Below are 25,432 nucleotides of genomic sequence, written 5' to 3' on the forward strand. Positions count from 1 at the left end.
TGTCCCTCTTTCTTACCATAAGCTGACCTCGGATCTGCGTTTGGCTATTCTATTGGTCATCCACAGCAGCCCGAAGTTAACGATCGAACTGATTAATCCCACGGCCGTAGAATAACTGAGACTGGCTTCTCTTAAGCCGCGGCGGTAAACATAGGATGCAATGACATCAGCAGTATCGTAGATCAGAGGATTGTACAGCAGGATAATTTTTTCGTAACCGGATGACATTAACCCGCCGATTGCAAAAATAAAAAGAATGATAATGACCGGACTGATCTGAGGCAGCGTAATATGCCACATTTTCTTTATCCGTCCTACGCCATCAATTTCAGCTGCCTCATATAACGAAGTATCAATGGAGCTCATCGCGGCGAGATAAATGATGCTGTCCCAGCCGATGCTCTGCCAAATGCCGGAAAACGTATAAATCGGCCGGAAGAAAGAAGAATAGCCAAGCAGTGAGGAGTACTCTTTTCCTGTTACAAATTGAAGGATTTGTGTAATGATCCCCTCATCTGCGGCAAAAATATGAATGATCCCGCACACAACCACCAGCGAAATAAAGTGAGGCATATAGGTAATGGTTTGAACGGTTTTCTTAAACTTGGCCCCGCGGATTTCATTCAGCATTAAAGCTAGAATAATCGGCGCGGTAAATCCGAATGCGATCCCCCAAACATTCAAAAGCAGGGTATTCTTAACGACTCTCCAAAAATACGGCCCTTGGAAAAAATCAATAAAATGCTTAAACCCTACCCAGTCGCTCTCGCTAAACCCCAGCAAGGGCTTGAAGTCCTTGAAGGCGATCAGAACTCCCCACATGGGCCCGTAGCAGAAGATCAGAAACCACGCAACTACAGGAACAGCCAACAGATAGACAAACCAGTTCTTCTTCAAATCCTTCTGGATCATGAAACAACCACCTATCGTTTGTTATATCGATCCAAGGCTGCCTGATGGATACTTAAAAATTCGTCCAGTCCCATACTCTGAGCTTCCTTCAAAAATTTATCATAGGCATCAACCGGCATTTCACCCATTATGATTTTTGCAAAATACTCTCCACGGAGTGTCGACAGCTGGTTGCCAAGCTCGGCTTCCCGTGAGGCTTCATCTTTGGTAAAGGAAATCGGCGGCATTGCCATGCTGGTATCCATATTTTCAGTCCAGAATTTCCGGATATCGCCGGAGTAGCTTCCTTTGGTGGCGATCAGCGGGTTGGCATGATGCTCATCACGGATATTCGGCCAGCTATGCATGCGGTATTTATATAAAGTAGTCGATACCGGCTGACCTTCAGGGTCCTTAAAGATATAACTGTCCTCGGGATAATAAGGCATTCCCGTCTCATCTATCAGATGTACCTTTCCGTATTCTCCAAAGTTAATCAATTCCCAGCCCTTTTTGCTGTAATTGAAATCGAGCCAGGCCATTGCCGCTTCCACATTCTCGCTTTGGGTAGTGATCGCAGCTTCGGTCCCTGCCCTTTTAAAATTCTTGTATGTGGTGGCGGATTTATCCCCCTTGCTCAGAACCGGATTCAGTGCTCCCACAAAGTCGATATTGCTCTGTTCTTTCCAGTAGCTCCACATGGTATCCGGAGAATCCATCATCACAGCGGTGTCCCCCGAAATAGCGCTTGCCATTCTTTGGTTAAAGTCGGCCGTTGCCCAATCCGGGTTAAGCAGTCCTTCTTTGTTCCATTGCTGCATGGTCGACAGGTATTCTTTGGCTTTCGGCTGTGCCGGTCCCCAGGCCACTTTGCCGTCCTTATCGAGGAAGGTCCAATCCCATACTCCATATGCGCCATTAATGATGCCGGTAAAGATTTGACCGTAAGAGGATCCGTAATTAAGCGGGGCTTTGTATCCGGCTTCCTTTGCTTTGGTCAAAAAGGTATGCCATTCATCAATCGTATTCGGAATTTCAAGCCCTGTTTTGTCCAGCGCCTCCTGCTTAATCAGCGTTCCAAACCAGGTCCATTCGGAATACGGGGCGATCCCGTAAAAGCCCAGCAGCTTGCCGTCGTCAGTGACTGTAGTTTTTCTTCTCGATTCATCGGAATTGCGCCACTTCGTATAGTTTGGTGCATTTTTTTCCATCAGATCTGTCAGATCGATATAAGCGCCATCATTTACACCTGCTTCCAGGCCTCCGGGATAACGTCCCGGCTCAATGATAATGTCTGGAAGATCACCTGAAGAAATCATCAAAGTAAAGGCGTCGGCTTCCTGGCCGATTGGCGGCGTGATGAAATTCACCTTGATTCCTGTTAATTGCTCCACCTGTTTTTGGACCACATGATTGTTCATATCCGGGATATTGGAATTTGCAGGCATCCAGACATCCAGAACAACGTCTCCTTTAACAGGATAAGCTGAATAATCGCTTGGAATCACTTCATCATAAACGTCGCCGAGGTATGTATCATTCAAGGAATGATTCACTTCGTCGGTTTGCTCCTGTGTGGGCGCTTTATTGCCGCGTATGTCTCCGCTGATATCTTTAAAAGCAACCGGGTCTTGTGCATTGGATGTGTTCTCTTTGTTGGAGTTACTGCTACTTCCGGCCCCATCTTCTGCCTTATTGCCACTGCATGCTGTTACAGTCGAAATGATCAGTACTAATACAAATAAAAGACTTAACAGACGCTTTGTATTGTTCTTCATACTTAACCTCCCACTATAAAATAAGTTCCGCAATATCTTAGGCGAACCCAACGTTTGAAACCACGCTCCTTTGCATCATGCCAATTGCCCCTTTACCTGTAAAATGATCAGACATAAAAATCATATTATTGATACAGCTTTTCTGTATCTTAAGTCGAATTATAAGGATGTTAATCTTCTATGTCAACGCTTTCAAACAATATTTTTGTAATATTATAAATCTCAATTAAACAAATAATCAGGCCTACCAGACTGTTATTCAATGAAAAAAGGTTTAAACAGCCTATGGAACACCTGATAAAGCTCGATAAGTGGCTGTTTAGTCGGTTAGTCACAGCAAAATGTTTTCTGCACTTCAATTCGCATGAAAAGGCCATTTGTTACATTATTTTTGTAACAAATGGCCTTTTCTATCTTGATTATATATTTGTTTAATCCTAGGCTTTACTCACCCGACGGGACGGTCAAGGCATGAGTATCGCTATAGGGAACCCCGAAATCCGGTGTTCCATCCGGCTTCCACCCGAATTTCTGGATTCGGGTGGCTCGCAAAGATACATCCGCTCCAGCGGCAGGAAGCGCATGATAGACGATCCAATCCTCCCGGCCATCGGGTGATCGGGTAAAGCTGTTATGTCCGGTAGCATAAATCCCGTTCTCCACACTTTTGCAAAATACAGGCAGCATGGATTTCTCCCATGATAGCGGTTCCATAGGATTAGAAGCTTCGCTCATTGTGAGCATACCCAGTGCATAATCCTCAGACCACGTTGTGCTCGCCGAATATACCAGAAAAATGCGGCCGTTGCGCTGCAGGATCACCGGGCCTTCGTTAATGGCCATACCGCCTTGTTTCTCCCAAGACAAGGTTGGAGCGGTGAGCAGACGATGTTCTCCTGCGACCGTCCAGGGATCGCTCATCCGCATAATGTAAACAGCTGATCCGTACTCAGGGAAATGACCATATCCCGCATACAGGAAATACAGCTCATTCCGCAGTCTCATCACCGTACCATCCAAGCCAGGAACAGGTGTCTGCAGCGCGCCTTTCCACACCCACTCCCCTTCCAGCGGATCAGGCTGTTCGTTCTCCAGCACACAGATCCGGCGCGACTCATCGCCTCCGCCGTCATTGGCAGTGTAGTAGATATACCATTTGTTATCCAAGTGATGAATCTCCGGCGCCCACAGGTTGTAGCTGTAGCTGCCTCCCGGTTCGGGAGACCAGATTAATTTCTTACGGCCTTCCGTAAGACCGGTCAAAGTACTGGATTTGGCGAGTTCCAGACCTTTGGAGCGGGTAGACATGAAATAGTAGCAGCCATCGGTATGTTTGAATACCCACGGGTCAGCTGAACTTGCTGCAATCGGATTAAAAAAGGTTGTACGCTGTGACATTTTCTTTCCTCCTCAGTGATATGATGGATAATCCCGGATCTTCCAGCACCTCCCATAAAAAGCTAAGTACCATCTTACTGAGGTCTCCTTAAGTTGTCTAGAGTGGGAGGAAAATACAATCCCGCTTGTCCGTCAGCTTCTTCCGGATTACAATCCCCTCTGGATGCACTTCCAAATAATACCTCCCCCTCCGGGGATAGGCTTTTTCTGCGCCCCCCGGCCCATTGCGTCATCTGACAAACTTCACATTGTCCGGTAGAAAAAAGAGGCCTTTTGTGATAGACTCACTAATAACAATGGCTGGCTGCTATTCATGGCAGCTTACCGTTTAAGCTTAATCGGTCTTATTTTTTTATAGAAACGGCTTCGCCCTCCTTCTCTTTTAAGAAGCTGGACCCCGTTCTATCTATAAACCGCAGACACGCAGCTTTTGGGATTGTGATGCGTTAATGCGACACTATACGACATCAGGCGAAAACTTCCGTAGTGAGATTGGATACATTCACGGAAGCTGAAGCTAACAAACTTTTCAGGGGGGAAAATTTCATTATGGCAGCCAAGAAAATGCGTTCAGACATGATTAAAAAAGGCTTTGACCGGGCTCCACACCGCAGTCTCCTGCGGGCAGCCGGAGTAAAAGAGGAGGATTTCGGCAAGCCGTTTATCGCGGTCTGCAATTCCTATATTGATATCGTTCCGGGTCATGTGCATCTTCAGGAGTTCGGCAAAATTGTTAAGGAAGCCATTCGTGAAGCTGGCGGCGTTCCCTTCGAATTCAATACGATCGGTGTAGATGACGGAATTGCGATGGGCCATATCGGTATGCGCTATTCGCTGCCAAGCCGCGAGATTATCGCCGACTCGCTGGAAACCGTTGTGTCCGCCCACTGGTTCGACGGCATGGTCTGCATTCCTAACTGTGATAAAATCACCCCGGGCATGATGATGGGCGCACTGCGCGTTAACATCCCGACTATCTTCGTCAGCGGCGGCCCGATGAAGGCCGGCGTAGACAGCAAAGGCAAGAAGTTATCCCTTACCTCTGTATTTGAAGGCGTAGGCGCCCATCAGGTCGGCAAGATCAATGATGCTGAGCTGCTGGAGCTTGAACAATACGGCTGTCCGACCTGCGGCTCCTGTTCAGGCATGTTCACCGCCAACTCGATGAACTGCCTTGCGGAAGCGATGGGACTGGCGCTGCCGGGCAACGGTACAATCCTGGCTGTAGCGGAAGAACGCAGAGATTTTGTCCGCAAATCGGCGACCCAGCTCATGGAGCTGATCAAGCTGGATCTCAAACCGCGCGACATCGTAACCCAGGAATCTCTGGACAACGCTTTTGCTTTGGACATGGCGATGGGCGGCTCCACCAACACCGTACTGCATACGCTGGCACTGGCTCAGGAAGCAGGCATCGACTATCCATTGGAACGCATCAATGAAGTAGCGAACCGCGTGCCTTATCTGGCCAAACTGGCTCCGGCCTCCGATATCTTCATCGAGGATGTAGACCGGGCAGGCGGCGTAAGCGCCGTGCTGAACGAGCTGCTGAAGAAACCGGGCGCCATCTTCGGTGACTGTATGACCGTTACCGGCAAAACGCTGGCTGAAAATGTCCGTGGACATGAGATTCAAGATACCACGGTTATTCATACGCTGGACAACCCCTACTCCGAAGTTGGCGGTCTGTCCGTGCTTTACGGCAACCTTGCACCGGAAGGTTCCATCATCAAGGTCGGTGCTGTTGACGCCTCTGTAGGCGGCTACCATAAAGGCCCGGCAATCTGCTTCGATTCTCAGGAAGAAGCGCTGGAAGGCATCGCGAACGGCAAAGTGAAGGAAGGCCATGTCGTGGTTATCCGTTATGAAGGACCGAAGGGCGGTCCCGGCATGCCTGAAATGCTTGCACCGACTTCGCAGATCGTCGGCATGGGTCTTGGCGCCAAGGTCGGCCTGATCACCGATGGCCGCTTCTCGGGCGCGTCCCGCGGCATCAGCATCGGCCATATCTCTCCGGAGGCGGCTGAAGGCGGTCCGATCGCTTTTGTCGAAGATGGCGACATCATCGAGCTGGACCTCAACAACCGCAAGATCGAACTGCTGGTTGAGGAAGAAGTCCTTGCAGTCCGCCGCAGCGGCTGGAAAGAGTTCGAGCCGAAAGTCAAAACAGGCTATCTGGCCCGCTACTCCAAGCTTGTTACCAACGCCAGCAAGGGCGGCGTGTTGAAGATCTAATCAAGCTTTAAGGCATCAGCCTAATTATAGTTCCGACAAAAGGAGCAGTCCCCACTACGTATGTGGGACTGCTCTTTTGTTTACCTCATTCGATCATTTCTGTATGTAATCCGCATCCGGCGGATTCAGGTGCACTTCTGCCTCTCATTCCGCCATATAGCGTGAATGTGGCGGATTCAAATGCACTTCTACCTCTCATTTCACCGTGTAGCATAAAAGCGGCGGATTCAGGTGCACTACTGCCTCTCATTCCACGATGTATCGTGAATGCGAGGCAGCGTAAATGCGGCATAGTTCATCCTTCTCTTCAGAAGTTTACCATCGAAATCAAAGACAATTGGTGCACGTTTTTCATTTGGAATCCATCCTTGTTCAAGTGCCTGACCGATAAAGAACTCAACATCTTTAGGTCTAACAACTTTCATGTTCAAATGTTCTGTATTAGGGAAGTTTACCCAAAAGCTATCAATATCTGAAGCAATATAAACTTCAAATCGTCTCCCTCTAAAAGCTTCATGTTCCGGTATCATAATGACATATCCGCTGTCTGGTGAAATCGTCCAAATATAGCTTTCTGCTTTAACCACAATTTTTTTCGAACTTTTTTTGTTTATTGTCATTTGCTTTATCCTTTACTAAAGTATCATTTATGAAACACGTATTCTTCTCTGTCCATACCTCCAACTCCTAGATTGGTTTCATAACTTATCTTCTACACCAGCACCACGTTAACCTCTACCTTACCTTATCCTCGGCCACACCCAGACTACAATCTTATTTTCACTCCCCGGATACTTTTCGGCGGAATTCATTAGGGGTTATTCCATATTCCTTTTTAAAAACACGATAGAATGAGCGCAAACTGTTGAATCCGGAATCAAACGCGATATCAGTGACCGGATGGGTAGTCGATAACAGCAACATGTGGGCAAAGGCTGCCCGCTGCCCATTGATATAATCCCGAAAAGAAATGTGGAACTGTTCAGAAAAGATGCGGGAAATAATAAACTTGCTGATGCCAAGCTCTTTTGAAAGCGTATCCAGATCTATATGCTCTAAAAAGTGAATGTCGATATAAGCGAGAATTTTGGGAATGAGGTCCATTTCTTTCTTGTAGTCTACTTTTTTCATTACCAATAATGGCAAAGCGTGCCCAAGTACTACAGAGGTGTAAGCCTTGAGCAAACGATTGTCACATTGTTCTTTATATAGTGTATACAAGGTTGTCAGCAGGCCCGGAAGCATCTGATGCTTGGGGATTACAGGGTTATCCGGGACATGATTAAACAACTCCCCCGTGAAATCCCCCGGAAATGTGGCATCGAAAAAGATCAGCAGGATCTGGTTCTTCTCTATCGTTTTGTAGCTGTGAGGTTGATTGGAAAAAATGATCGCCATGTCCCCCTCAGACAAAACATAATCTTGGCCATTGATGCTGATATTGATTTTGCCGGACAAAACCATCGTGATCTCTACATTTTTATGCAGATGAAGAGGATAGGTGTTATTGGTTGAAATAAAGGAATGAAACGCCTGGTCACGATGCTGATATTTAATATTCATGTCTTCCTCCCTATCGTCACGGAATACCAAGCAGTGAAAATTTCTGCAATACTAAGAACATAATATGGATTTGCTCTTCTGCGCAAGAACCAAGAGCAATAGTTGGCACAAAATAATTTCTTTTTGGCAGGTAAATGCGGCCTAAAAGTTTTAAAGTATTAGCAGTAGTCTGCTTGTTGCAGTAAAAAGAAACAAAAAATCACGTAAGTACCCACAACATTTGACTGAAAGGAGGAAGTATAACAGGAGCACTGCCTCAAGATAAGGCTGCATCCATGTTATACGTCAAAAGATGAACAGAAAGAGTAAAAGATCCAACAAGGTTTTAGCCGTTTTCACGAGTATTTCGGTAGCGTTTTCATTTCTAGGAATCCAGCCTCTTGATGCCTCAGGACAGGCAGACGGAGACAAGATTTTTACAGGTGCCTCAATTATTGCCTTTCCGGGCGCAGAAGGTGGCGGCGCCTATACCAGCGGCGGCCGGGGGGGCGATGTATATATCGTAACCACCCTCAAAGATTACGCTGTCAATGACAAACCGATTGAAGGATCGCTTCGGTATGGGATTGTATCTACGCCTAAAGAGGGGCGTACGATTGTTTTTCATGTTTCCGGAACGATTGAATTGAAAAGCACCCTGCAGCTCAACAATATCAAAAACCTGTCCATCGCCGGGCAAACCGCCCCAGGCAACGGAATTACAATTGCGGGCTGGGATACTGATATCAGCAATTCGGAAAACATCATTCTTCGCTATATCTCTTTCCGTCCGGGTGCCACCAATGTATTTAGCGGCAGCGATTCGATGGATGCGCTTTGGGGAAGGGACAACAACTACTTCCTTATTGACCATTGCTCCTTCAGCTGGAACACGGATGAAACCTTATCGTTATACAGAGGCGAAAACGGTACAATCCAGTGGTCAATGATTTCGGAAAGTCTGACTCTGTCCGGGCATACCAAAGGAAGACATGGCTACGGCGGTATTTCAGGCGGAGATAAAACAACGTTCCATCACAATCTGTACGCGAACCACACCTCGCGAAATCCAAGGCTGGGCGGCGGTTATGCAGGTGCTGCGGATGCAGAGCATGTCGCAGTTGTTCAGTTCTCCAACAATATAATTTATAATTGGGGCTTTAATGGAACTTATGGCGGGGGTTTTACCTTTACTAATTTTATGAATAATATCGAAATTGCCGGTCCAGGTACAAGAGATAACGTGACTCAGAGGGTTATTGATGCCGGGGAATCCAAGAAGCTTGGCGGCTTCTACATCGCCGGGAACCGAATCAACGGGGAGCTTACTGGATTACTGAATGAATCCTCTGATACTGTGAAATTTTCCGGTGACAACAGCGGTGACCAAATGACGAACTTAGTAAGCAAGCCGTATCTTTCGGCGGACAGTACGGGAGTAAATCACGGTACTACCAATAAAGCATTTGATGATTACGTTAATTCCGGTGTAAAACCTGCTAACCAACCGTTACTGAAAAGCATTCTGCAACAAGCGGGAGCTACCTATCCGCGTCGCGGCGCTGTCGATGCAAGAATTGTTGCGGAAGTAGAGCAAGGCTCGGGAAGATATATCAACACGGAACATGAGGTTGGTGGATACATCTCGGCCTTTGGTGTCGTAGAAGAACAGAGAGAGGATCAATTTGACACCAATCAAAACGGCATAGACGACAAGTGGGAAAAGAAGAATAATATCTGGGGCATCAAGGATGCCTATAAAACAATTACAGAAAGCGGTTATACATGGCTTGAACTTTATACAAACGGTCTTGCCGGTATGGACCATGTTGCCGAAAACCCTGAAGCCAGCCTCTTGGCACCAGGGAACAATGCCCAGTTTGCCTTAGGGAAAGAGATCGGGGTTAAAATCAAAGCTTCTTCCAAATTCGGACACAAAATAAAGAAGGTTGCTGTATACAATGGATCTAAATATCTTGGAGATGCAGTGAAGAAAGGCAACACTTACACCTATGCGATCAAGGGACTAGAGGATGCTTCCTACTATATCTCTGCAAGAGTCACGGATACCAAAGGAAATGAGACACAAACCACTGCCGCTAATATCCATGTCAATACCTCCTCCTCTGCTTTGGCTGGCAAGGGCTGGACCTCCAAAGATATCGGCAATCCGGACATTAAAGGTTCTGGAAGCATGACAGGCGATGTAATTACTGTTAAAGGAAACGGAAAGCTTGGAAGTAGCGAAGGCAGCCTTGAACGATCAGAAGCAAACAATGCGGCCAAAGACGACTTTCACTTTGTGTATAAAGAGATGAATGGAGATATGGCGGTTACCGCGAAGCTGGAGAAGATTGGAGACGTTGACAACCACGCCTTCACAGGATTGATGATCCGCGATGACTTGAAAGAAGACAGTGCTGCTACGGCCCTCGGCCTCTCCTGGGTGAAGTTATTTAAAGCTACCGCCTGGTCATCTTATCTGACGGGAAGAAACCTTAAGGGCGGAGATTTTGATGTATTGACCGAAACTTTAGACAGCCCTTCTGCTGCCGAAAAAGCCGGGATTCAACTACTTCCGGATATTCCGTTCAAGATTAATGGTGTGGAACAAGGTTATTGGCTTAAACTTGGCCGTCAAGGAGATACTTTCTATGCTTATGGATCTATAGACGGAAAAAAATGGACGCTGATCGGCAAGCGGACAATCGTTATGCAAGGTTCGGTATATGTCGGATTTGCCGTTGACAGCAATGATGTTGCAAATGTAATTGAGCAACTGAACTATGCAAAGTTCTCCAATATTACTGTGGAGAATAAATTCACTCCTATTGGCGAATAGGCTGTATCCGAGGATGCTATGAATAAACGCTAAATAGTGTGAACTTCTGCACAGATGTTACACCAACACGGCAGCCGGTACAACGGCTGCCGTGTTGGTGTGTTTGTTAGGATAAGGTTACCCGTTCGTTCAGCAGTGCTCTGGTTTTTTACCACATGCCATCACAAAGGTCATCATCGCATAGGCTTCAGGGGAATTATTAAAATTCTCAGAGGCTTGTTGTAATTGTTCATACTCTTCTTCATTGATAATTCCCTTATTGTAAAAAACCCTAAACCGGTTAATATCAAACTGCCGTTTAAAACCTTCCATTCCATGAAGATCACTATGCTGGATAACAGTATCCATATCTAAATCAACATAACCTGCCTGTGCTAAGAGTCGTGGCAGCCTCCTGCCGATATACCGATTGCCCCCTTTTGCAGCTTGATGCTCCGCCAGCTTCTTTATCACAGAAGGCAGTAACTCCATATTCGGGCTAACCGCTCCAAAAATCCCGTCATCAATATCGATAATGACAAGCTTCCCACCAGGCCTTAGTACACGATAAATTTCTCTTGCAGCCTCCACCGGATTATGTAAATGAAGAAACAGTAACCTTGCAATAGCAAAATCATAGGAATGATCAGGGAGTCCGGTGTCATACACAGAAGAATGTACAAACCGCAGTTTGGACGAAGGGATATGATGTAACCGGTTTTTAGCTTCAGCCAGCAGCTTTTGATCAATTTCCAAAGCTGTAATCTCACTTTCCGGCAAACTATGGACTAATTGTTCGGTAACGAAACTGGGACCACTTCCAAGTTCTAACACGCTCATTCCATCCTGCAATCCATACCATTGTAAGTTACGAAACTCTTTATCCCACCCCATCATTGTTTGTACTTTCAGCCGCTCAACCTCTTCTTCAAAACCTAGAGCAACATTGTCAATATTGTACGTAGAATTACGCGCCTTCATATGTCACCTCCGTGATAAAACAAAATATTCGACAGTCCTTAAGTGATTCCTTCCTGTATCACATTGCATATATCCATATACAAAAACAAAAAAATGCCCCCCAGCCAATTACGGCTGCCGGAGCATTTTAAGCCAGCTATATCGAATTATATAAAAGTTCGGGAACCCTCAAATCAATGCATAACCGTCGCTCCCGGCAGTTCAGCTTCCAGGGTCAGCTCTTCTTCGCGTTTGTGCTCACACGGGTTCGCCTGTTTCTGCGGACGCTGCTGATTCATCTGATCCAAGAGCTGTGAGATGGGCATCAGAATCATCTTAGGGATCAGAGCCTCGCTGCGGACCTTCAGCCTCTCTCCGCCTGAGGGATGAATAACACTAAGCAGAAGACTTAAATAAAACTTGGAGGAACGGGCAAACCAGCCGTTCGGCAGATCCAGGACCATGAAGCCGAATTTTTCCGGCCCGCGGTTGAGCATGCTGACACCATACAGCGCCTTAGCCTCAGCCAGATCTACATCGCCGGCTATTTGCTCCGCAAGCACCGGCAGATCCTTTTCCATCCTGCGGATCATGCGGATCGCAAGCTGAGCCGAAGAGCGGGAATTCAGGCCAATCTCGAACAGCTGCCGGTTGTCGATATGCAGCTCAATGACCTTATCGCCTTTGTTCAAGACCTCGCCGCCTTCCATTCGCACGGAGCCGCCTTGATATTTGCGCAGCCGGTAATGGAGGAACGGGTCAGCCGGTGTGATCGTCTTTAAGCCGAAGAGGAACTGAAAGACTTGTTCCCAGGCCAGCCACAGGCCGACAATCAGCCGCTTGCCGTAGGAGATCCGCTGAATCGGCGAGTTCTGCACAGTCTTGATCATCTGGTCGATCCGGATGCTGCGCAAGCCCCGGAGCCGCGCTTCCTCCAGCATCCGTTCCAGGGCAACCAGCATATGCTCTGGCGCTTTCGGATCTGCACCGAGTGTTGTCCCGCAATCATGGAGCAGCATCACTTCGCCCGGATTCAGCTTCTCGAGCAGCTTCTCGGTCAGCCGCTCTACGCCGAGCTTTTCTTTCCAGTCGCCGAACATAGCCGACCAGAGTACAATTTGAACCTGGCGGCGTTTGGAGAAGTCGAACAGATTGACAATCCCCCACGGCGGACGGTAATAGGTGCTACGCTCACCGGTAATACTGTAAATAATATCATCCGTGCGTTGAATCTGCCGCCTGACAGTAGCGGGACGCATCACCCAGTTGCTCTTGTGCACATAATTATGAATGCCGATAAGATGTCCCTCATCATGCATACGCTTAATAAGTTCCGGATTCTGTTCGGCATGCGCCCCGACTACAAAGAAGGTCGCCTTGGCATCATAACGTTTAAGCAAATCCAGTAAAAGTGGTGTATAACGCGGGTCGGGACCATCATCAAAGGTGAGGGCAAATTCAGAGCGCCCAATCCCCTTGCGGAATACGCGGTAACCGAAGATCCGGCTGATCATTCCAGGAATGAACGCATAAAAGGTCGAGATGTAAAATAACCAGAGCAGCAAAGTCTGCATGTATATTCACCGCTTTTCCAGAGTTGACTTTGGCTCGTCTTACGTCTGCAAGCAGATATTCGGGTACGGCCAAGTAGAGTATAATATGCCTCGCGGTTTTTAGGTGAGCAGAATCCCACGAAAAAACGTTACCCCCTATTTTAACACAGGTACCAAAGAAAAAGACGCTTTTTTATTAAAATCGTGTACAATGAATTGGAGCCTCAATTGTCAAATTTTCTAAAAAAGTAATCTGAAAAAGGAGTCGTTTCTACTTATGCTGCCGCTGTACAAAAAATATTGGCGCACCTTCTTTGATATTGGTTTGGTGGTGCTGACGGTGTATCTCGTAATGCTGGGTTTCAGCAAGCTGTATCAACTGGCCGCACCGGTATTCCTGTCTTTTTTTGTATTCCTGCTGATCGAGCCGTTGGCCCGCTTCCTGAACCGCAAGGGGCTGGGCAAACCGTTCGCCTCCGCAATTTCCGTACTGCTGTTTTTGATTATTCTGCTGGGCGTCTTGTTCGGTGCAGGACTGCTCATTGCGACAAAGGCCCTTCAATTCTCGGATAGCTTACCTCAATACACAAAGATGCTTCAAATGCATTTTAAAGAAACCACCACTTATCTGCAGCATCAGATTGATGCGCTGCCGTCTGATCTTACAACGAAAATAAATGGCTATTTCACCAATGCCACCAACATTCTTTCCAAATGGATGGTCAGCTTCTTTAAGTATATGGTCGGTGTGCTTGGCTCTTTCTCCTCCTTTATGGGGAATTTCGGCGTCGCCATTATTCTCGCTTTTTTCCTCAGCATGGAGATCAAGGACTGGCGTAAGATCGCTCATGATAAAATGCCCAAGACCTTTAAGACGGCTTTCGCTTTCGTCCAAGGGAACGTTTTTAAAGCCATCGGTTCCTATCTCAAAGCCCAGCTGATCTTGATCAGCATCACCTTCGTTATTGTGTTGGCCGGTTTGTTCATACTGAGAACGGGAAATGAGATCACCATGGCGCTGGTATGCGCTGTATTTGATGTGCTGCCGCTGCTAGGGGTATCCACGATTCTAATTCCCTGGATCATTTATTTGTTTATTGTGGGCAATACTTCGCTTGCGATCGGACTGCTCGTCCTGCTGGCGGTTGTGCTGATTGTGCGCCAGCTGCTGGAGCCAAAGATTACCGGCAATTCGATCGGCGTATCCTCCGCGTTTCTGATGTTGTCCTTCGTAATCTTCTCTATGTCCGCCTTTGGCGTGGCCGGACTGATCCTGTCCCCGATCCTGCTTATTCTGATCAAGGAGCTGATTCAACAGGGTTATCTCCAGCGCTGGATCTACCTGCCACAGGAGGAATTTATTGTTTCGCCGTTTGCGGCAGCCGAACCTTCGACTACCGGAGGACCCGTCACTGGTGAAACAGAACCCTCTCAAGCTCCCGAAGATGCGGCCAACAAGTCGAATACCTGACCAAACAGCTTAGTTGCTGTATGGGCACTGCCGGGGGACACATTCTCCACAGCGATGGATACGGCATACCGGGGATGGTCAACCGGACCGTAGCCGATGAACCACTGATTGTTGCGTGGTGCTCCCTTCACTAGGGTCTGGGCCGTGCCCGATTTGCCGGCCAGCGGCCAATGTGCGCCTTGCAGGCGTCTGCCGGTTCCCTCTGTGACGACCAGCCGCATCCAGGACAACAGCAGCCTGGACGTCGACTCCGAGATTTGTCCGGCGGAAGCCGGAGCCAGGTGTCCCGGCAGCTCCTTAAGCGTCTGGCCGTTTCTGAACGCGACCCGCTGCAGAATGCGCGGCGCCCTGACCTTGCCGCCATGCAGCAGCGTGACAACGAGATTGGCCGCCTGCAGCGGCGTCATTCTTACATCCCGCTGGCCAATGGCTGTCTGCACCCTTGCTCCGCCGTCATCAGGCAGCAGGGTCGTAAAGATCGTTCCGGGCTGCTCCCCGGCAAGCGGCCGGAGCAGCGGCAGGCCAAGCGTATTCTCCGCTTGCCAGCCTACATTTCTTCCCAGGCCAAGCGCCAGTGCGGTGGCCTGAAGCTGCACGCCGCTCAGCCGCTCGGCGAGGGAAGCAAATACTGTATTGCAGGACACGGCGAACCCTTGCGCCAGCGTGAGGGAACCGTGTCCTTTGCCGTTCTGGCAGGACAAACCGTATTTGTCATAATGCCCCGAGCAATAGAACTTCTCGTCGGGCGAGGTGATCCCGGCCTCCAGCGCAGCTGCGGCTGTTACAATCTTAAAGATAGAGCCGGGTGCGTCTGCCTGCAGTGCCCGGTTATTCCACTCCCCGCCTTCAGGCGAAATATGCCCTGGATTATAAAAGGGCAGAGAGACCATTGCCTGTATATCACCATTTTTGGTATCCAGCACTACCACCGCTCCCTCTTTCAATCCCGCCTCCGTAACCAGCTGCTCAATTCCTGCTTGAAGCTGCTTATCAATCGTCGTATAGATCGACAAGGGGTAATAGGGATTCCCTGGCGCCTTCACCTTTATAAGGCTGCCCGGAAGCCGGTTGCCACGCGCATCCACCTGGGCATATGCCTCTGTGTGACCAACACCTTGAAGCAGCGGTTCCAGGGTTTTCTCCAGCCCATCCGTTCCGGTCAGTGGAGTTCTAAGTCCTGTGGGCGAGTCCTTTGCCTTCGTCTTGGAGGCCTCCGACATATACCCCAGCCATTGCCGTCCTGACGCTTCATTCTCATATCTGCGGGAGAACGGCAGGACTCTGACCCCGCCCAGACCCAAATGCTCCACTTCTTGTGCCTGTTGTGGTGTCAGCGCCTGTGGGGTCTTGGTTGTGGCAGAGGGCCATAGAAACGGCTCCTTCACTCCGGAGATTCTGCTCTGAAGCTGCTCATACGGGACTCCGAGGATAGCGGCAAGACGACGTTGAGGTTCCGTTCCCGCTTCCGCTCCCGGGTTAATGACAGCAGCAGGTTGTTCTTCCTGCGGAAAAAAGGCTGCCGCCCAAACGGTTTCACCGGCAAGCGGCTTTCCGCTCCGGTCATAGAGCCGGCCACGCCCGCTGTCCAGCACAGTCTCCCGCTCGCTCTGAATCTCGGCCATCTGGGCAAGAGAATATTCCGCACCGGGGACCGGCTGATTCTTAAGCAGCAGTTGAACCCATGCCAGCCTTAGAATGAGGACTGCAAGCAGTGCCGACAAAATAAGCAGGCCCCAGAATATACGTTTATGGATTACCTTATGCAATGCCATTCCTCCTGAATGTATGTGCGGATAGCCGATTGTGTTGTTCCTTGGATCTATTATGCCCACCTTGCTGATTTATTACATGAAACAGTTCAAGGTATGGCAAAAAACCGCTCTACCCGTAAAAGGGTGGAGCGGTATAATGGGATACTACTTTTTTACATGCAAATGGTTAGACACTAAATTTGGACAATCTTTCCTTAAGCATGCTTGAAGCATGTTCCAGCTTGCCGGAAAGTTCAACCAGATAATCGCTCACATTCTGCTGCTCACCGCTTAAGGAAGCAACCTCCTCGGAGGCAGCTGAAGATTCCTCGGCGAAGGAGCTGACATTGCCAATCGTCTCTGACAGCACTCGTTGTGACTGGTTAAGCCCGCCGACCGATGAAGAGACAGTTTCCAGCCGGCCGATGAAATGATGCATCTGTTCCTGTACGGATACGAAGATGTCGCTGGCATTGCGGACAGAGGCCACCTGTTCATTGAACAGCGGAGCTACATCCGACAACGCAACCACAGTCTCATTCATATCGTTCATGATCTTGCCGGTAATCTCAGCTACAACCGTAATGGAACGCTTGGATTGGTCAGCCAATTGGCGGATTTCATCGGCCACGACCATAAAGCCCCGGCCGGCTTCCCCCGCTCTTGCCGCTTCAATCGTAGCATTCAGTGACAGGATATTAGTCTGCTGCGTAATATTCTGCATAACCTCAAGCACTTTAATCACCGAAGAAGCAGTTTCCTTCAATTCATTGACTTTCACCACGAGATGATGGGTCATTTCGCCTGTCGTTTGTGTTCTGCCCAGCAATTCCTTTAACTTCACAACGCCTTCTTCACTAGCTTGTCCTACACTATGCGCCGTGCTTTCCATCTCACGGGCAGCAGCAAAAACCATATCCATCTGCCCGGAGATTACACCAGTCATTTCGTTTCCGCGGTCTGCTTCCAGAGCCAGATTGCCTGCACCACCGGCAATCTCTTCGGTCGCCGCAGCAATATCCATTGCCGCAGCAGCCGTCTTGCGTGAAGCGCTGCCTAGTGCATCGGCGGTCTCCAGCACCTCGCGGGCGGTCTCGTTGGTATGGACAACCAGCTCTGTAATCCGCTCCATCATTGCATTGAAGGAGCTGGACAACTGGCCGATCTCATCGCGGGAAGTGATCTTAGTCCGCACACGCAGATCGCCTTCGGCTCCCTGAAACATTAAGTGTCTCAGCCTTGAGAGCGGCCTCGACACCATCCTTACCATCCACAAGCCGATCAGAATGGCGATGACCGCGGCAGCACCAACCGCTATGTACGTAGTGTTAAGAATACGGCCGGCATCCTTGATCAGATTCTCAGCAGGCACCACCCCGAGTACTTTCCAGCCTGAGCTCTCCAGTGTGCCGTAAACCGCAAGAATGGATTCGCCTTCCTCGTCCTTGGTCGGCAGCGAGCCTGAGGTTTGATTAACGCCTTTCAGCAGCGTTCCGCCCAGCCGCAGATACGTATCTGCCTCCTGGTGCTGTGAAGAGGCAATCAGCTCGTCTTTGTCCGTAAGCAATTGAATGTAGGAGTTCATTCCCAGATTGACTTTGCTGAGATGGCTCTCCAGTTCTGTAGTTTTGATATCGCAGACAGCGATGTAGCCGGTGCTGCCGGCATCCCCCGCGATGGATTTGGCGAAATGCAGCACTCCCGAGTCGTCTCCTTGCTTCAATGCCTGCGTGATCCATAAGCTCTGAGGTTTCTCCTGCAGCTGCTTAAACCAGGAGGATGCGCGGATCTCCTCCACAAAGGCGTTGTCAGTCGTTCCCGTAGCAGAGATAGGGAGACTGGGATTTAACGGCACAAGGTACACGGCTTGAATCCCGCTTACTGCAGAGAGCCAAAGTTCCAGTTCCCCGGTGATCACTTTAGACTGCTCCTGAGGTTGCCCGAGGTTTGCAGGAGACTGATTTCCTTGCGTTACAGCATTTTGAATATCCTTGTTGTAAAAAAGCTGTCCCAGGCTGTCTTCAAACCGCAGCAATATTACGTCCAGCTTCTCTGCCGTTTGTAGGACCGTCTGCTCATTGGAGGACAGCGCGTTGTTCTCGATCGTTTGTCTGGCTACGGAATACGAGGTGTATCCGAGGGACAGGACAATTCCCATCGTGGCGATGAAGAACACGAGAAATAGCCGCATCCCCAGCGACTTGGAGGGATGCAGCCGGGTTAGGAACCCTTTACTGCCTTTTGCTTGCTTGCTCAAAAAAATTCACCGCCAAATCTACTGTTTTCTTGCAGGGATTACACCCGTTACAAGGTCATGAACGTCTGAAGCGTCCGATCAGCAAGATATGGAAGATACTCATGACCGTATTCATAATAAACCATGAGGTCTTTTGATGCTGTGATTTTATTGTATGCAGCAAATTGTGTTGAAGGAGGACAGATCGTATCCGCAAGTCCGGTCACCCACAGCACTTTAGCCTGGATGCGGTCCGCCAAATTCTGAATATCAATATAACCCAGCCGGTTGAAAATCTCGTCCTCGCGCAAATGATGCGGATCAAAAAAGCGGAAATAGTAGTTGATCTCCTCATACGCCGAGGTTGTGATATTCGTTTCCCAGGCCCGTTTGTAATCGGACAGGAACGGATAGACCGGCACAGCTATGGCAATGCGCGGTTCAAGCGATGCACAGGCTACAGTAAGTCCGCCGCCTTGCGACAGGCCGAAAGCGCCAACCCGCGCCGGGTCAACTTCAGGCATCGCCATCAGAATACGCGCCGTCTGGGCGGTATCCAGAAATACGTTGCGGTAATAAAGGTTGTCGGGATTGGGATCATCAATACCGCGGATAATATGGCCGCGGATCGTGGTTCCCTGTACTGTAAGATTGTCTTCGGACGGTCCGCCCTGTCCCCGGCAGTCCATCGCCAGCACGCTGATTCCGTGAGCGGCATAAGTGACCTTCTCCATCCAGTCCCCGCTGTCGCAGGAGTAGCCGTGGAACATGACCACACCCGGCCCCTTCTCTTGCGCCGCCTTCTTCGGTCTTACATATTTGCAGTGCACTCTTGCCCCGCCTACGCCGGTAAAATAGAGATGGAAACATTCCGCCAGCTCGCTGGTAAATTCCGCTGGTACAAGTTCATAATCAAGCGGCTGGGCGTTAAGATCGTTTAGCGCCCGTTCCCAGAATAGATCGAAATCCTCCGGCTTCGGGCTGCTGCCCCCGTAGGCTTTTAATTGGGACAGGGATCGTTCATTGGTCACTTATCATCTTCTCCTTAAGGTGGTGTGAAATCTTGGGAAATGGGGCGGCGAGCGCCTTCACCCCGTTAATCAACAATCAAGCAGGAGCCTCTGAGGCTCCTGCTTCTCTTTTTGCACCCTGTATTAGATCTTGCCCAAGCCCGCGTCGTCGCCGACTTCCTCATGGGTATCAATTACATAATTAACGATTTCCTGAACAGTCGTATAAGCAACGCCTACATAAGTATCTGCAGCGCCGTAGTAGATCGCAATGCGGCCGGTTTCGGCATCATTCAGCGTAGCGCAAGGGAAGAGCACGTTGTTCACGAACCCTCTTTCTTCGTACCATTCTTCCGGTGTCAGGACGAAGTTCTTGGAGCGGTATTTCACTCTCGACGGCTCATCTTTATCCAGAATAACTGCGCCCATGCTGTATACCAGACCGTTGCAGGTTCCGGTTACGCCATGGTAGAACATCAGCCAGCCTTCGGAAGTTTCGATCGGAGCGGGGCCGCCGCCAATTTTGGTGCTTTGCCACCAGCCTTGACCGCCTTTGGTCATCACATGGCGGTGTTTGCCCCAGTAGACGAAGTCAGGGCTTTCGCTCAGGAACACATCCCCGAACGGGGTATGTCCGCTATCGCTCGGACGGGAGAGCATCACGAAATTGCCGTTGATTTTTTTAGGGAACAGCACGCCGTTACGGTTGAACGGCAGGAACGGATTTTCCAGGCTGATGAAGGTTTTGAAGTCCTGGGTTTTCGCTACACCGATAGCCGCGCCGTAGAAATCTGTACACCAGATGATGTAATAGGTATCTTCGACTTTCACCAGACGAGGATCGTAGGCATAACGCGGCATGTACGGATTGCCTTCTTCATCAATGAATTGAATCGGCTGATCGTCGATTTTCCAGTCCAGACCGTCAACACTGTAGCCCATCCGCAGATGTGGACGGGTCGTGTTGTCCTCTACGCGGAATACACCGAGAAAGCTGCCATCATAAGCAACAACCGCACTGTTGAAAATCCGTGCAACCCCTTTAGCCGGATTGCGTTTAATTACCGGGTTGTCATTATGTCTCCAGACCGGGTTTTCGTTTCCTGCAGGTCTGTCCTGCCATGGGATATTCGGCAAATCATTTCCAATCAACTTTACTTCTTTCATTGTTAAGTCTCCCTCCAAAGGTACTGCAGCTCCGCTGCAGTTCTTAAATGTAATGTGTTGAATCAGAATCTGTAACTATTTTACAGAACCTTGCGCAAACCCGTTATAAATATATTTTTGCAAGGAAACGAAGGCGACTAGGGTCGGGATAATCGCAATCATGATCGCGGCACAGATAACCTCCCACTGCGAGCCGTACGGGCCTTTAAATTTAAACAGCGCAGTCGAGACGACCTGCAGGTCACTTTTTGGCATGTACAGGAATGGGGTATAGAAGTCATTGTAGATATTTACGCCCTTTACGATTACGACTGTTACAATGGCCGGACTCAGCAGCGGCAATATAATCCGCCAGTAAATCGTCCAATACGAAGCCCCGTCCAGCATCGCAGACTCATCCAGCGACTCTGAAATCGAATCCAGAAACTGCATGAAGATGTAAACGGCAATAATATCTGTACCCAGGTACATCAAAATCGGCGCCCAGCGGGTATTGAACAGCTCCAGGGAGTTGATGATCTGGAATGTAGCCACCTGAGTCGTCACACCCGGAATCAGTGTAGCCAGCAGGAAGGCGCCCATCATCAGCTTGCTGCCTCTGAATTTGAAGCGGGACAGGATATAAGCCATCATCGAACCGGTCAGCGTTGCACCGGCGATGGAAATCACCACGATAATGATCGTGTTCTTGAAGCCGAGCAGCATTTTGCCGTCGACAAAAGCCTTGGTGTAGTTCGAGAAATTCAGCCAATTCTCCGGCAGTGTCAGCGGTCCGGTCGAAGCATATTCAGCGTTTGTTTTTAGTGAAGCGAAAAGGACGACAACGATTGGAATAAGTGCCACGAGCGCTCCTAACAACAAGGTGAGGTATTTGAAGAAAGAAGCAGCGGTATATTTAAAAGTATGCATAGCTCTTACTTCTCCTCCTTGATCAGAACACGCTGCAGAATGGTAACAAGTATAACTATACCCAGAAGCAATACGGCCATTGCGGAAGCAAGGCCAAGCTTGCTGTATTTGAAGGCCACATCGACGGTCTGGATGACAAACGTGCTACTGCCATTGGACCCGCCGGTCATGACATACGGAATTTCGAAGACACCGATCGCTCCGCTTACGGCGAGGATCAGATTGAGCTGCAATATACGTTTGATGCTCGGAATGATCATATGTCTGAACTGGTGCCAGCGGTTGGCGCCGTCAATTTCCGATGCTTCATAAATATCACTTCCGATAGAGGAAATCGCTCCAAGGAAGATGATAAAGTTCATTCCCATGTACCTCCAGACAGAGGCAAAAGCGAGGGAAATGTTAATCAAATGGGGGTTGAGCAGCCATTTCTGCTGCCAGGCTCCAAGTCCCAACATATCAAGCAGCGTATTGAGGGTTCCCTCCGGCTTGAAGAAGAACAGGAAGATAAAACCGATAGCTACACCGTTAAGCAGTGTCGGGAAGAACAGAATTCCCTTGAACCAATTCTTCATCCGGACGTTAAAGCTTAGAATGGTGGCAAAATACAGTGCCAGCCCCATTTGGACAAAGGTAGCGAAGAAGTAATACAAACTGACTTTAAATACGGCAAAATACTCCGGTTTGGTGAAAATCGTCTTGTAGTTTTCGAGCCCTACATATTCCATCTTCTTGCTCAGTCCATCCCAGCTCGTGAAGCTGTACTGGAACATCTTTAACACCGGTAAATACGAGAAGGTTAACAGCAAAAGAATCGGAACCAAAGAAAATAGAAAAATAATCAAAATCCGCTGATTTTTATAACTCAAGTTAGACAATTTGGGCACTCTCCACACCTCCTAAGAACAAATGCTTTTTACTCCAAATCCAGCTCCAGGCCGCAAAAGTGAAGGGGAAAATGCCTCTTTGAGCATCTTCCCGTTCTCTTGATTCTTTCTTCACTCTGCGTTTTATCTAGTTAAAATGATATGGCAATTACCGGCATTACTTTGCAGCGGTAACTTTTGCTCTTGCTTCTTTCCATTTATCGTTCAGATCTTTCATGATATCGTCATAGGAATCTTTGCGGTTGCCGATAGCCGCTTCAATGATCACTTTCTTGAAGTCAGGCTGCCAGAGACCGATTTGAGCTTCCTTGTCGATGGCATCAACCCAGCCTTCTTCTCCAGCTTTTGCAGGAGCCAGTGTATCAAAGGTTACTTCGGTGCCTTCAAATTGTTTGAGGATTTCAGGAAGCTCAGCACCCTTAACCGGGCTCATACCGCCGCCTTCAGTAGTCGGATAGCCGGATTCATTAATGAACCAGTCCAACCATGCTCTTGCTGCTTCTTTATTTTTACTGTGAACGCTGACACCCAGGTTGTAGTCATCGGACAGCGGAACCAGAACCTTCTCAGCATTGGTAGGGAATGGCATGAAGCCTACATCGTCAGGATTTGTAGCCACTCCTTTAATTTGGCCGATCGCCCAGGATCCGAGCATCATGGTACCGATTTTCCCGTTAGCCAGATCAGCTTTAGAAGATTCCCAGTCTGTTGTTGTAGGATCTTCTTCAATCAAGCCGTTCTTAGCTGCATCGTACAGTACTTTGTACAGGTCATAGTGAGGTTGTCCTTTAACAAAGTTGTCATCGGAAGCCACTTGAGCGATATTGACATAGTCGCGGTTGCCGGCAACGGTAGCCAAATCCGATTCCCATTGAGTCAATGTCCAACCGGCTGCATAGTTCGTGTACAGCGGAACAGCTTCGGTTTTATCTTTGATGCTCTGCAGAGCCGTCATGAACTGGTCCATCGTTCTCGGTGTTTCCGTAATGCCCGCATCTTTAAATACTTGTTTGTTGTAAATCACGCCGGAGAAGTTAACGGTGATTGGAACACCATAGGAAACTCCGTCGACCGAACGTTCCTCAAGCCCTGTATATTTCTGTTCAAGGTCGGACATTTGGCCCAGCGGCTCGAAAAAGTCCGGCAGATCCTTAATCGCTACACTTGTAGGCAGCAGCAGCACGTCGCCGTAATCGTCGGTGCTCATGCGGATTTTGATTTGATCCTCATAGCTGGAAAGTGCCTCAAAGTTCACTTTTACGTCCGGATATTTCTCATTGAATTTTGCTGCGTAATCTTTGAATACGGTATCAACAATATCCGTTCTTTGTGTAATCACGGTGATTTCGCCTTTGATATCCTTAGCGGCATCACCTTCAGGAGCAGCAGTAGCCTCCGTGCTGGTTCCGGCATTCCCTTTATTGTTCGCTGTTTCATTCTCCGCGTTGTTGTTCGATGAACAGCCTGTGAACAAGCCAGCCATTAGCGTAAGTCCCATTAATCCAGCCATTACTTTGCTTTTCTTCATTGCTTTTGACCCCTCTCTTTTATTCACGTTTCTAAATAACAAAATACTAACACTCTATATCAGTCGCGATTGAGATAAATCACCGTTAATTCGTGTTTTGTCTACAATCATTATGAAAAGAATGATGGTATCGCTTACAAATATATTATAAATCGTTTCCAGAGCCAAAACGATGGTTTCAATTGTTTTTTCTGGTCTTCAATTTGTTATTTTTGTTTTTCTAAATTTAAATTTGTTATCTACCATATATTAAACAACCTGAAAAGGAGGGCTTTCGCCCCCCTTTTCACGAATCATTTCCTATTAAAGAGCAGATTACTTTGTGCCGGATGCTAGCTTTTCGGAGTCCTGCATCCGCTTTTGTAATCCTTTGGTGTCATTCCGCACATTTTCTTGAACAGCTTGTTAAAATATACAGGATCGCTGTAACCGACCCTTTCGGCAATCTCATAGTTTTTGAGATCAGGCTGTCCAATCAGCAGCTCCTTGGCTTTCGCGATACGAATACCGATAAGATAATCCGTTATCGTCTGGCCGGTCTTGAACTTAAACAGGCGGCTGATGTAACTTGCGTTCATACCAACGGTCTCTGCCAGACGCTCCAGCTCAAAGTTTTGGCCATATTCCTTCTCCAGAATGCTTTTGGTCTGTTCAACCACATAATGCTCTCCACCCTCGGCAGCCTGAGCTGGAGGATTCTCCTGTTCAGGTACGGCAATCTTCAGTTCCTTGTTCTCCTCCACCCGCTTCAGCAGCTCGTACAATTGAGCCTTCTCTATCGGCTTAAGCAGATAATCCAGTACGCCGTGACGCATAGCCCTCCGGGCATAATCAAACTCGCTAAATCCGCTCAGCACAGCAATCGATAAATTTTTCATATGGCCCCTGGCCTCTTCTATCAGCTTGAAGCCGTCCATCCTCGGCATCTTGATGTCCGTAATCAGGAGATCAATATCCTCAGGAGCCAGCGTGGAAAGATGCCCCCAAGCCTCCTGTCCATTGCCGTATGAACCGATAACTTCTACTTCCAAGTCCATGCGGGAAGTAATCTTCTCCAGCCCGCGTCGTATTACTTCCTCATCGTCCGCAATCATGACCTTGATCAATTCGAAACCGCCTCCAATTGTAATCCGCTGCGAATGATTGCGCTACCATTCTAATTATATGCCTGATTAGCCGGTTAGAAAATGTGTTGTATTGCTCTTTTATAGTCTTCAATTTACTTTAATTAATTCCCCCTTGAAATCAAACACAAAAAGGTATATAACTAAATTGTATTGTTGTTATCAATAAAT

The 25,432-nt window shown here is 48.5% G+C and carries 18 protein-coding genes; 3 read left to right on the forward strand and 15 right to left on the reverse strand.

Features of this window, described 5'->3' with window-relative positions:
* Nucleotides 1-12: 12 nt before the first annotated feature.
* The 3 genes from AC3WT9_RS16085 to AC3WT9_RS16095 all read right to left on the reverse strand — a co-directional run bounded on the left by AC3WT9_RS16085 (nucleotide 13) and on the right by AC3WT9_RS16095 (nucleotide 4,067).
* Complete coding sequence (locus tag AC3WT9_RS16085) at nucleotides 13-912, reverse strand: ABC transporter permease (protein WP_038588178.1); 900 nt, start codon at nucleotides 910-912, stop codon at nucleotides 13-15.
* Between the two features lie 11 nt (nucleotides 913-923).
* A complete protein-coding gene (locus AC3WT9_RS16090) occupies nucleotides 924-2,669 on the reverse strand; it encodes an extracellular solute-binding protein (RefSeq protein WP_341091147.1) in 1,746 nt (581 codons plus the stop codon).
* Nucleotides 2,670-3,113: 444 nt separating this feature from the next.
* Nucleotides 3,114-4,067, reverse strand: a complete 954-nt coding sequence (locus AC3WT9_RS16095) for a glycoside hydrolase family 43 protein (protein ID WP_341091146.1) — start codon at nucleotides 4,065-4,067, stop codon at nucleotides 3,114-3,116.
* Between the two features lie 549 nt (nucleotides 4,068-4,616).
* Between AC3WT9_RS16095 and ilvD the strand changes: the two genes are divergently transcribed.
* The gene (gene ilvD, locus AC3WT9_RS16100; RefSeq protein WP_341091145.1) at nucleotides 4,617-6,302 is read left to right on the forward strand and encodes a dihydroxy-acid dehydratase; all 1,686 of its coding nucleotides are present in this window, start codon (nucleotides 4,617-4,619) and stop codon (nucleotides 6,300-6,302) included.
* A 236-nt stretch (nucleotides 6,303-6,538) separates the two neighbouring features.
* Here ilvD and AC3WT9_RS16105 read toward each other — a convergent pair whose 3' ends face one another.
* Entirely contained in the window at nucleotides 6,539-6,922 is a 384-nt protein-coding gene (locus AC3WT9_RS16105) for a hypothetical protein (protein ID WP_492407738.1), read from the reverse strand.
* Nucleotides 6,923-7,082: 160 nt separating this feature from the next.
* Nucleotides 7,083-7,865 (reverse strand): helix-turn-helix domain-containing protein, encoded by a 783-nt coding sequence (locus AC3WT9_RS16110; RefSeq protein WP_492407739.1) that lies wholly within the window; start codon nucleotides 7,863-7,865, stop codon nucleotides 7,083-7,085.
* 292 nt (nucleotides 7,866-8,157) lie between these two features.
* On the opposite strand from AC3WT9_RS16110, the gene AC3WT9_RS16115 reads away from it, so the two are divergent.
* Nucleotides 8,158-10,686, forward strand: a complete 2,529-nt coding sequence (locus AC3WT9_RS16115) for an Ig-like domain-containing protein (protein WP_341091142.1) — start codon at nucleotides 8,158-8,160, stop codon at nucleotides 10,684-10,686.
* Between the two features lie 129 nt (nucleotides 10,687-10,815).
* Here the strand turns inward: AC3WT9_RS16115 and AC3WT9_RS16120 are convergent, their stop codons facing one another.
* Both AC3WT9_RS16120 and AC3WT9_RS16125 read right to left on the reverse strand, forming a co-directional pair.
* Entirely contained in the window at nucleotides 10,816-11,646 is an 831-nt protein-coding gene (locus tag AC3WT9_RS16120) for a methyltransferase domain-containing protein (RefSeq protein ID WP_341377779.1), read from the reverse strand.
* A gap of 173 nt (nucleotides 11,647-11,819) precedes the next feature.
* Nucleotides 11,820-13,199, reverse strand: coding sequence for a polysaccharide deacetylase family protein (locus tag AC3WT9_RS16125; protein WP_341091140.1), 1,380 nt, complete (start codon nucleotides 13,197-13,199; stop codon nucleotides 11,820-11,822).
* Nucleotides 13,200-13,455: 256 nt separating this feature from the next.
* On the opposite strand from AC3WT9_RS16125, the gene AC3WT9_RS16130 reads away from it, so the two are divergent.
* The gene (locus AC3WT9_RS16130; protein ID WP_492407740.1) at nucleotides 13,456-14,649 is read left to right on the forward strand and encodes an AI-2E family transporter; all 1,194 of its coding nucleotides are present in this window, start codon (nucleotides 13,456-13,458) and stop codon (nucleotides 14,647-14,649) included.
* On the opposite strand, the gene AC3WT9_RS16135 is transcribed toward AC3WT9_RS16130, so the two are convergent.
* From AC3WT9_RS16135 to AC3WT9_RS16170, 8 genes are all read right to left on the reverse strand, one after another.
* On the reverse strand, nucleotides 14,610-16,415 hold the full coding sequence (locus tag AC3WT9_RS16135; protein ID WP_492407741.1) for a peptidoglycan D,D-transpeptidase FtsI family protein: 1,806 nt from the start codon (nucleotides 16,413-16,415) through the stop codon (nucleotides 14,610-14,612). The genes AC3WT9_RS16130 and AC3WT9_RS16135 overlap by 40 nt on opposite strands.
* Nucleotides 16,416-16,587: 172 nt before the next feature.
* A complete protein-coding gene (locus AC3WT9_RS16140; protein ID WP_341091136.1) occupies nucleotides 16,588-18,657 on the reverse strand; it encodes a methyl-accepting chemotaxis protein in 2,070 nt (689 codons plus the stop codon).
* A 47-nt stretch (nucleotides 18,658-18,704) separates the two neighbouring features.
* Complete coding sequence (locus tag AC3WT9_RS16145; RefSeq protein WP_341091134.1) at nucleotides 18,705-19,667, reverse strand: acetylxylan esterase; 963 nt, start codon at nucleotides 19,665-19,667, stop codon at nucleotides 18,705-18,707.
* Nucleotides 19,668-19,790: 123 nt separating this feature from the next.
* Complete coding sequence (locus tag AC3WT9_RS16150; protein ID WP_341091133.1) at nucleotides 19,791-20,813, reverse strand: glycoside hydrolase family 130 protein; 1,023 nt, start codon at nucleotides 20,811-20,813, stop codon at nucleotides 19,791-19,793.
* A gap of 75 nt (nucleotides 20,814-20,888) precedes the next feature.
* A complete protein-coding gene (locus tag AC3WT9_RS16155; protein WP_341091132.1) occupies nucleotides 20,889-21,722 on the reverse strand; it encodes a carbohydrate ABC transporter permease in 834 nt (277 codons plus the stop codon).
* 5 nt (nucleotides 21,723-21,727) lie between these two features.
* A complete protein-coding gene (locus tag AC3WT9_RS16160; protein ID WP_341091131.1) occupies nucleotides 21,728-22,609 on the reverse strand; it encodes a carbohydrate ABC transporter permease in 882 nt (293 codons plus the stop codon).
* Between the two features lie 157 nt (nucleotides 22,610-22,766).
* Nucleotides 22,767-24,137, reverse strand: coding sequence for an extracellular solute-binding protein (locus AC3WT9_RS16165; RefSeq protein ID WP_341091130.1), 1,371 nt, complete (start codon nucleotides 24,135-24,137; stop codon nucleotides 22,767-22,769).
* A 332-nt stretch (nucleotides 24,138-24,469) separates the two neighbouring features.
* Nucleotides 24,470-25,243, reverse strand: coding sequence for a response regulator transcription factor (locus tag AC3WT9_RS16170; protein WP_341091129.1), 774 nt, complete (start codon nucleotides 25,241-25,243; stop codon nucleotides 24,470-24,472).
* Between the last annotated feature and the right edge of the window lie 189 nt (nucleotides 25,244-25,432).

It is taken from the genome of Paenibacillus sp. EB106-06-01-XG199 (genome assembly GCF_058791575.1).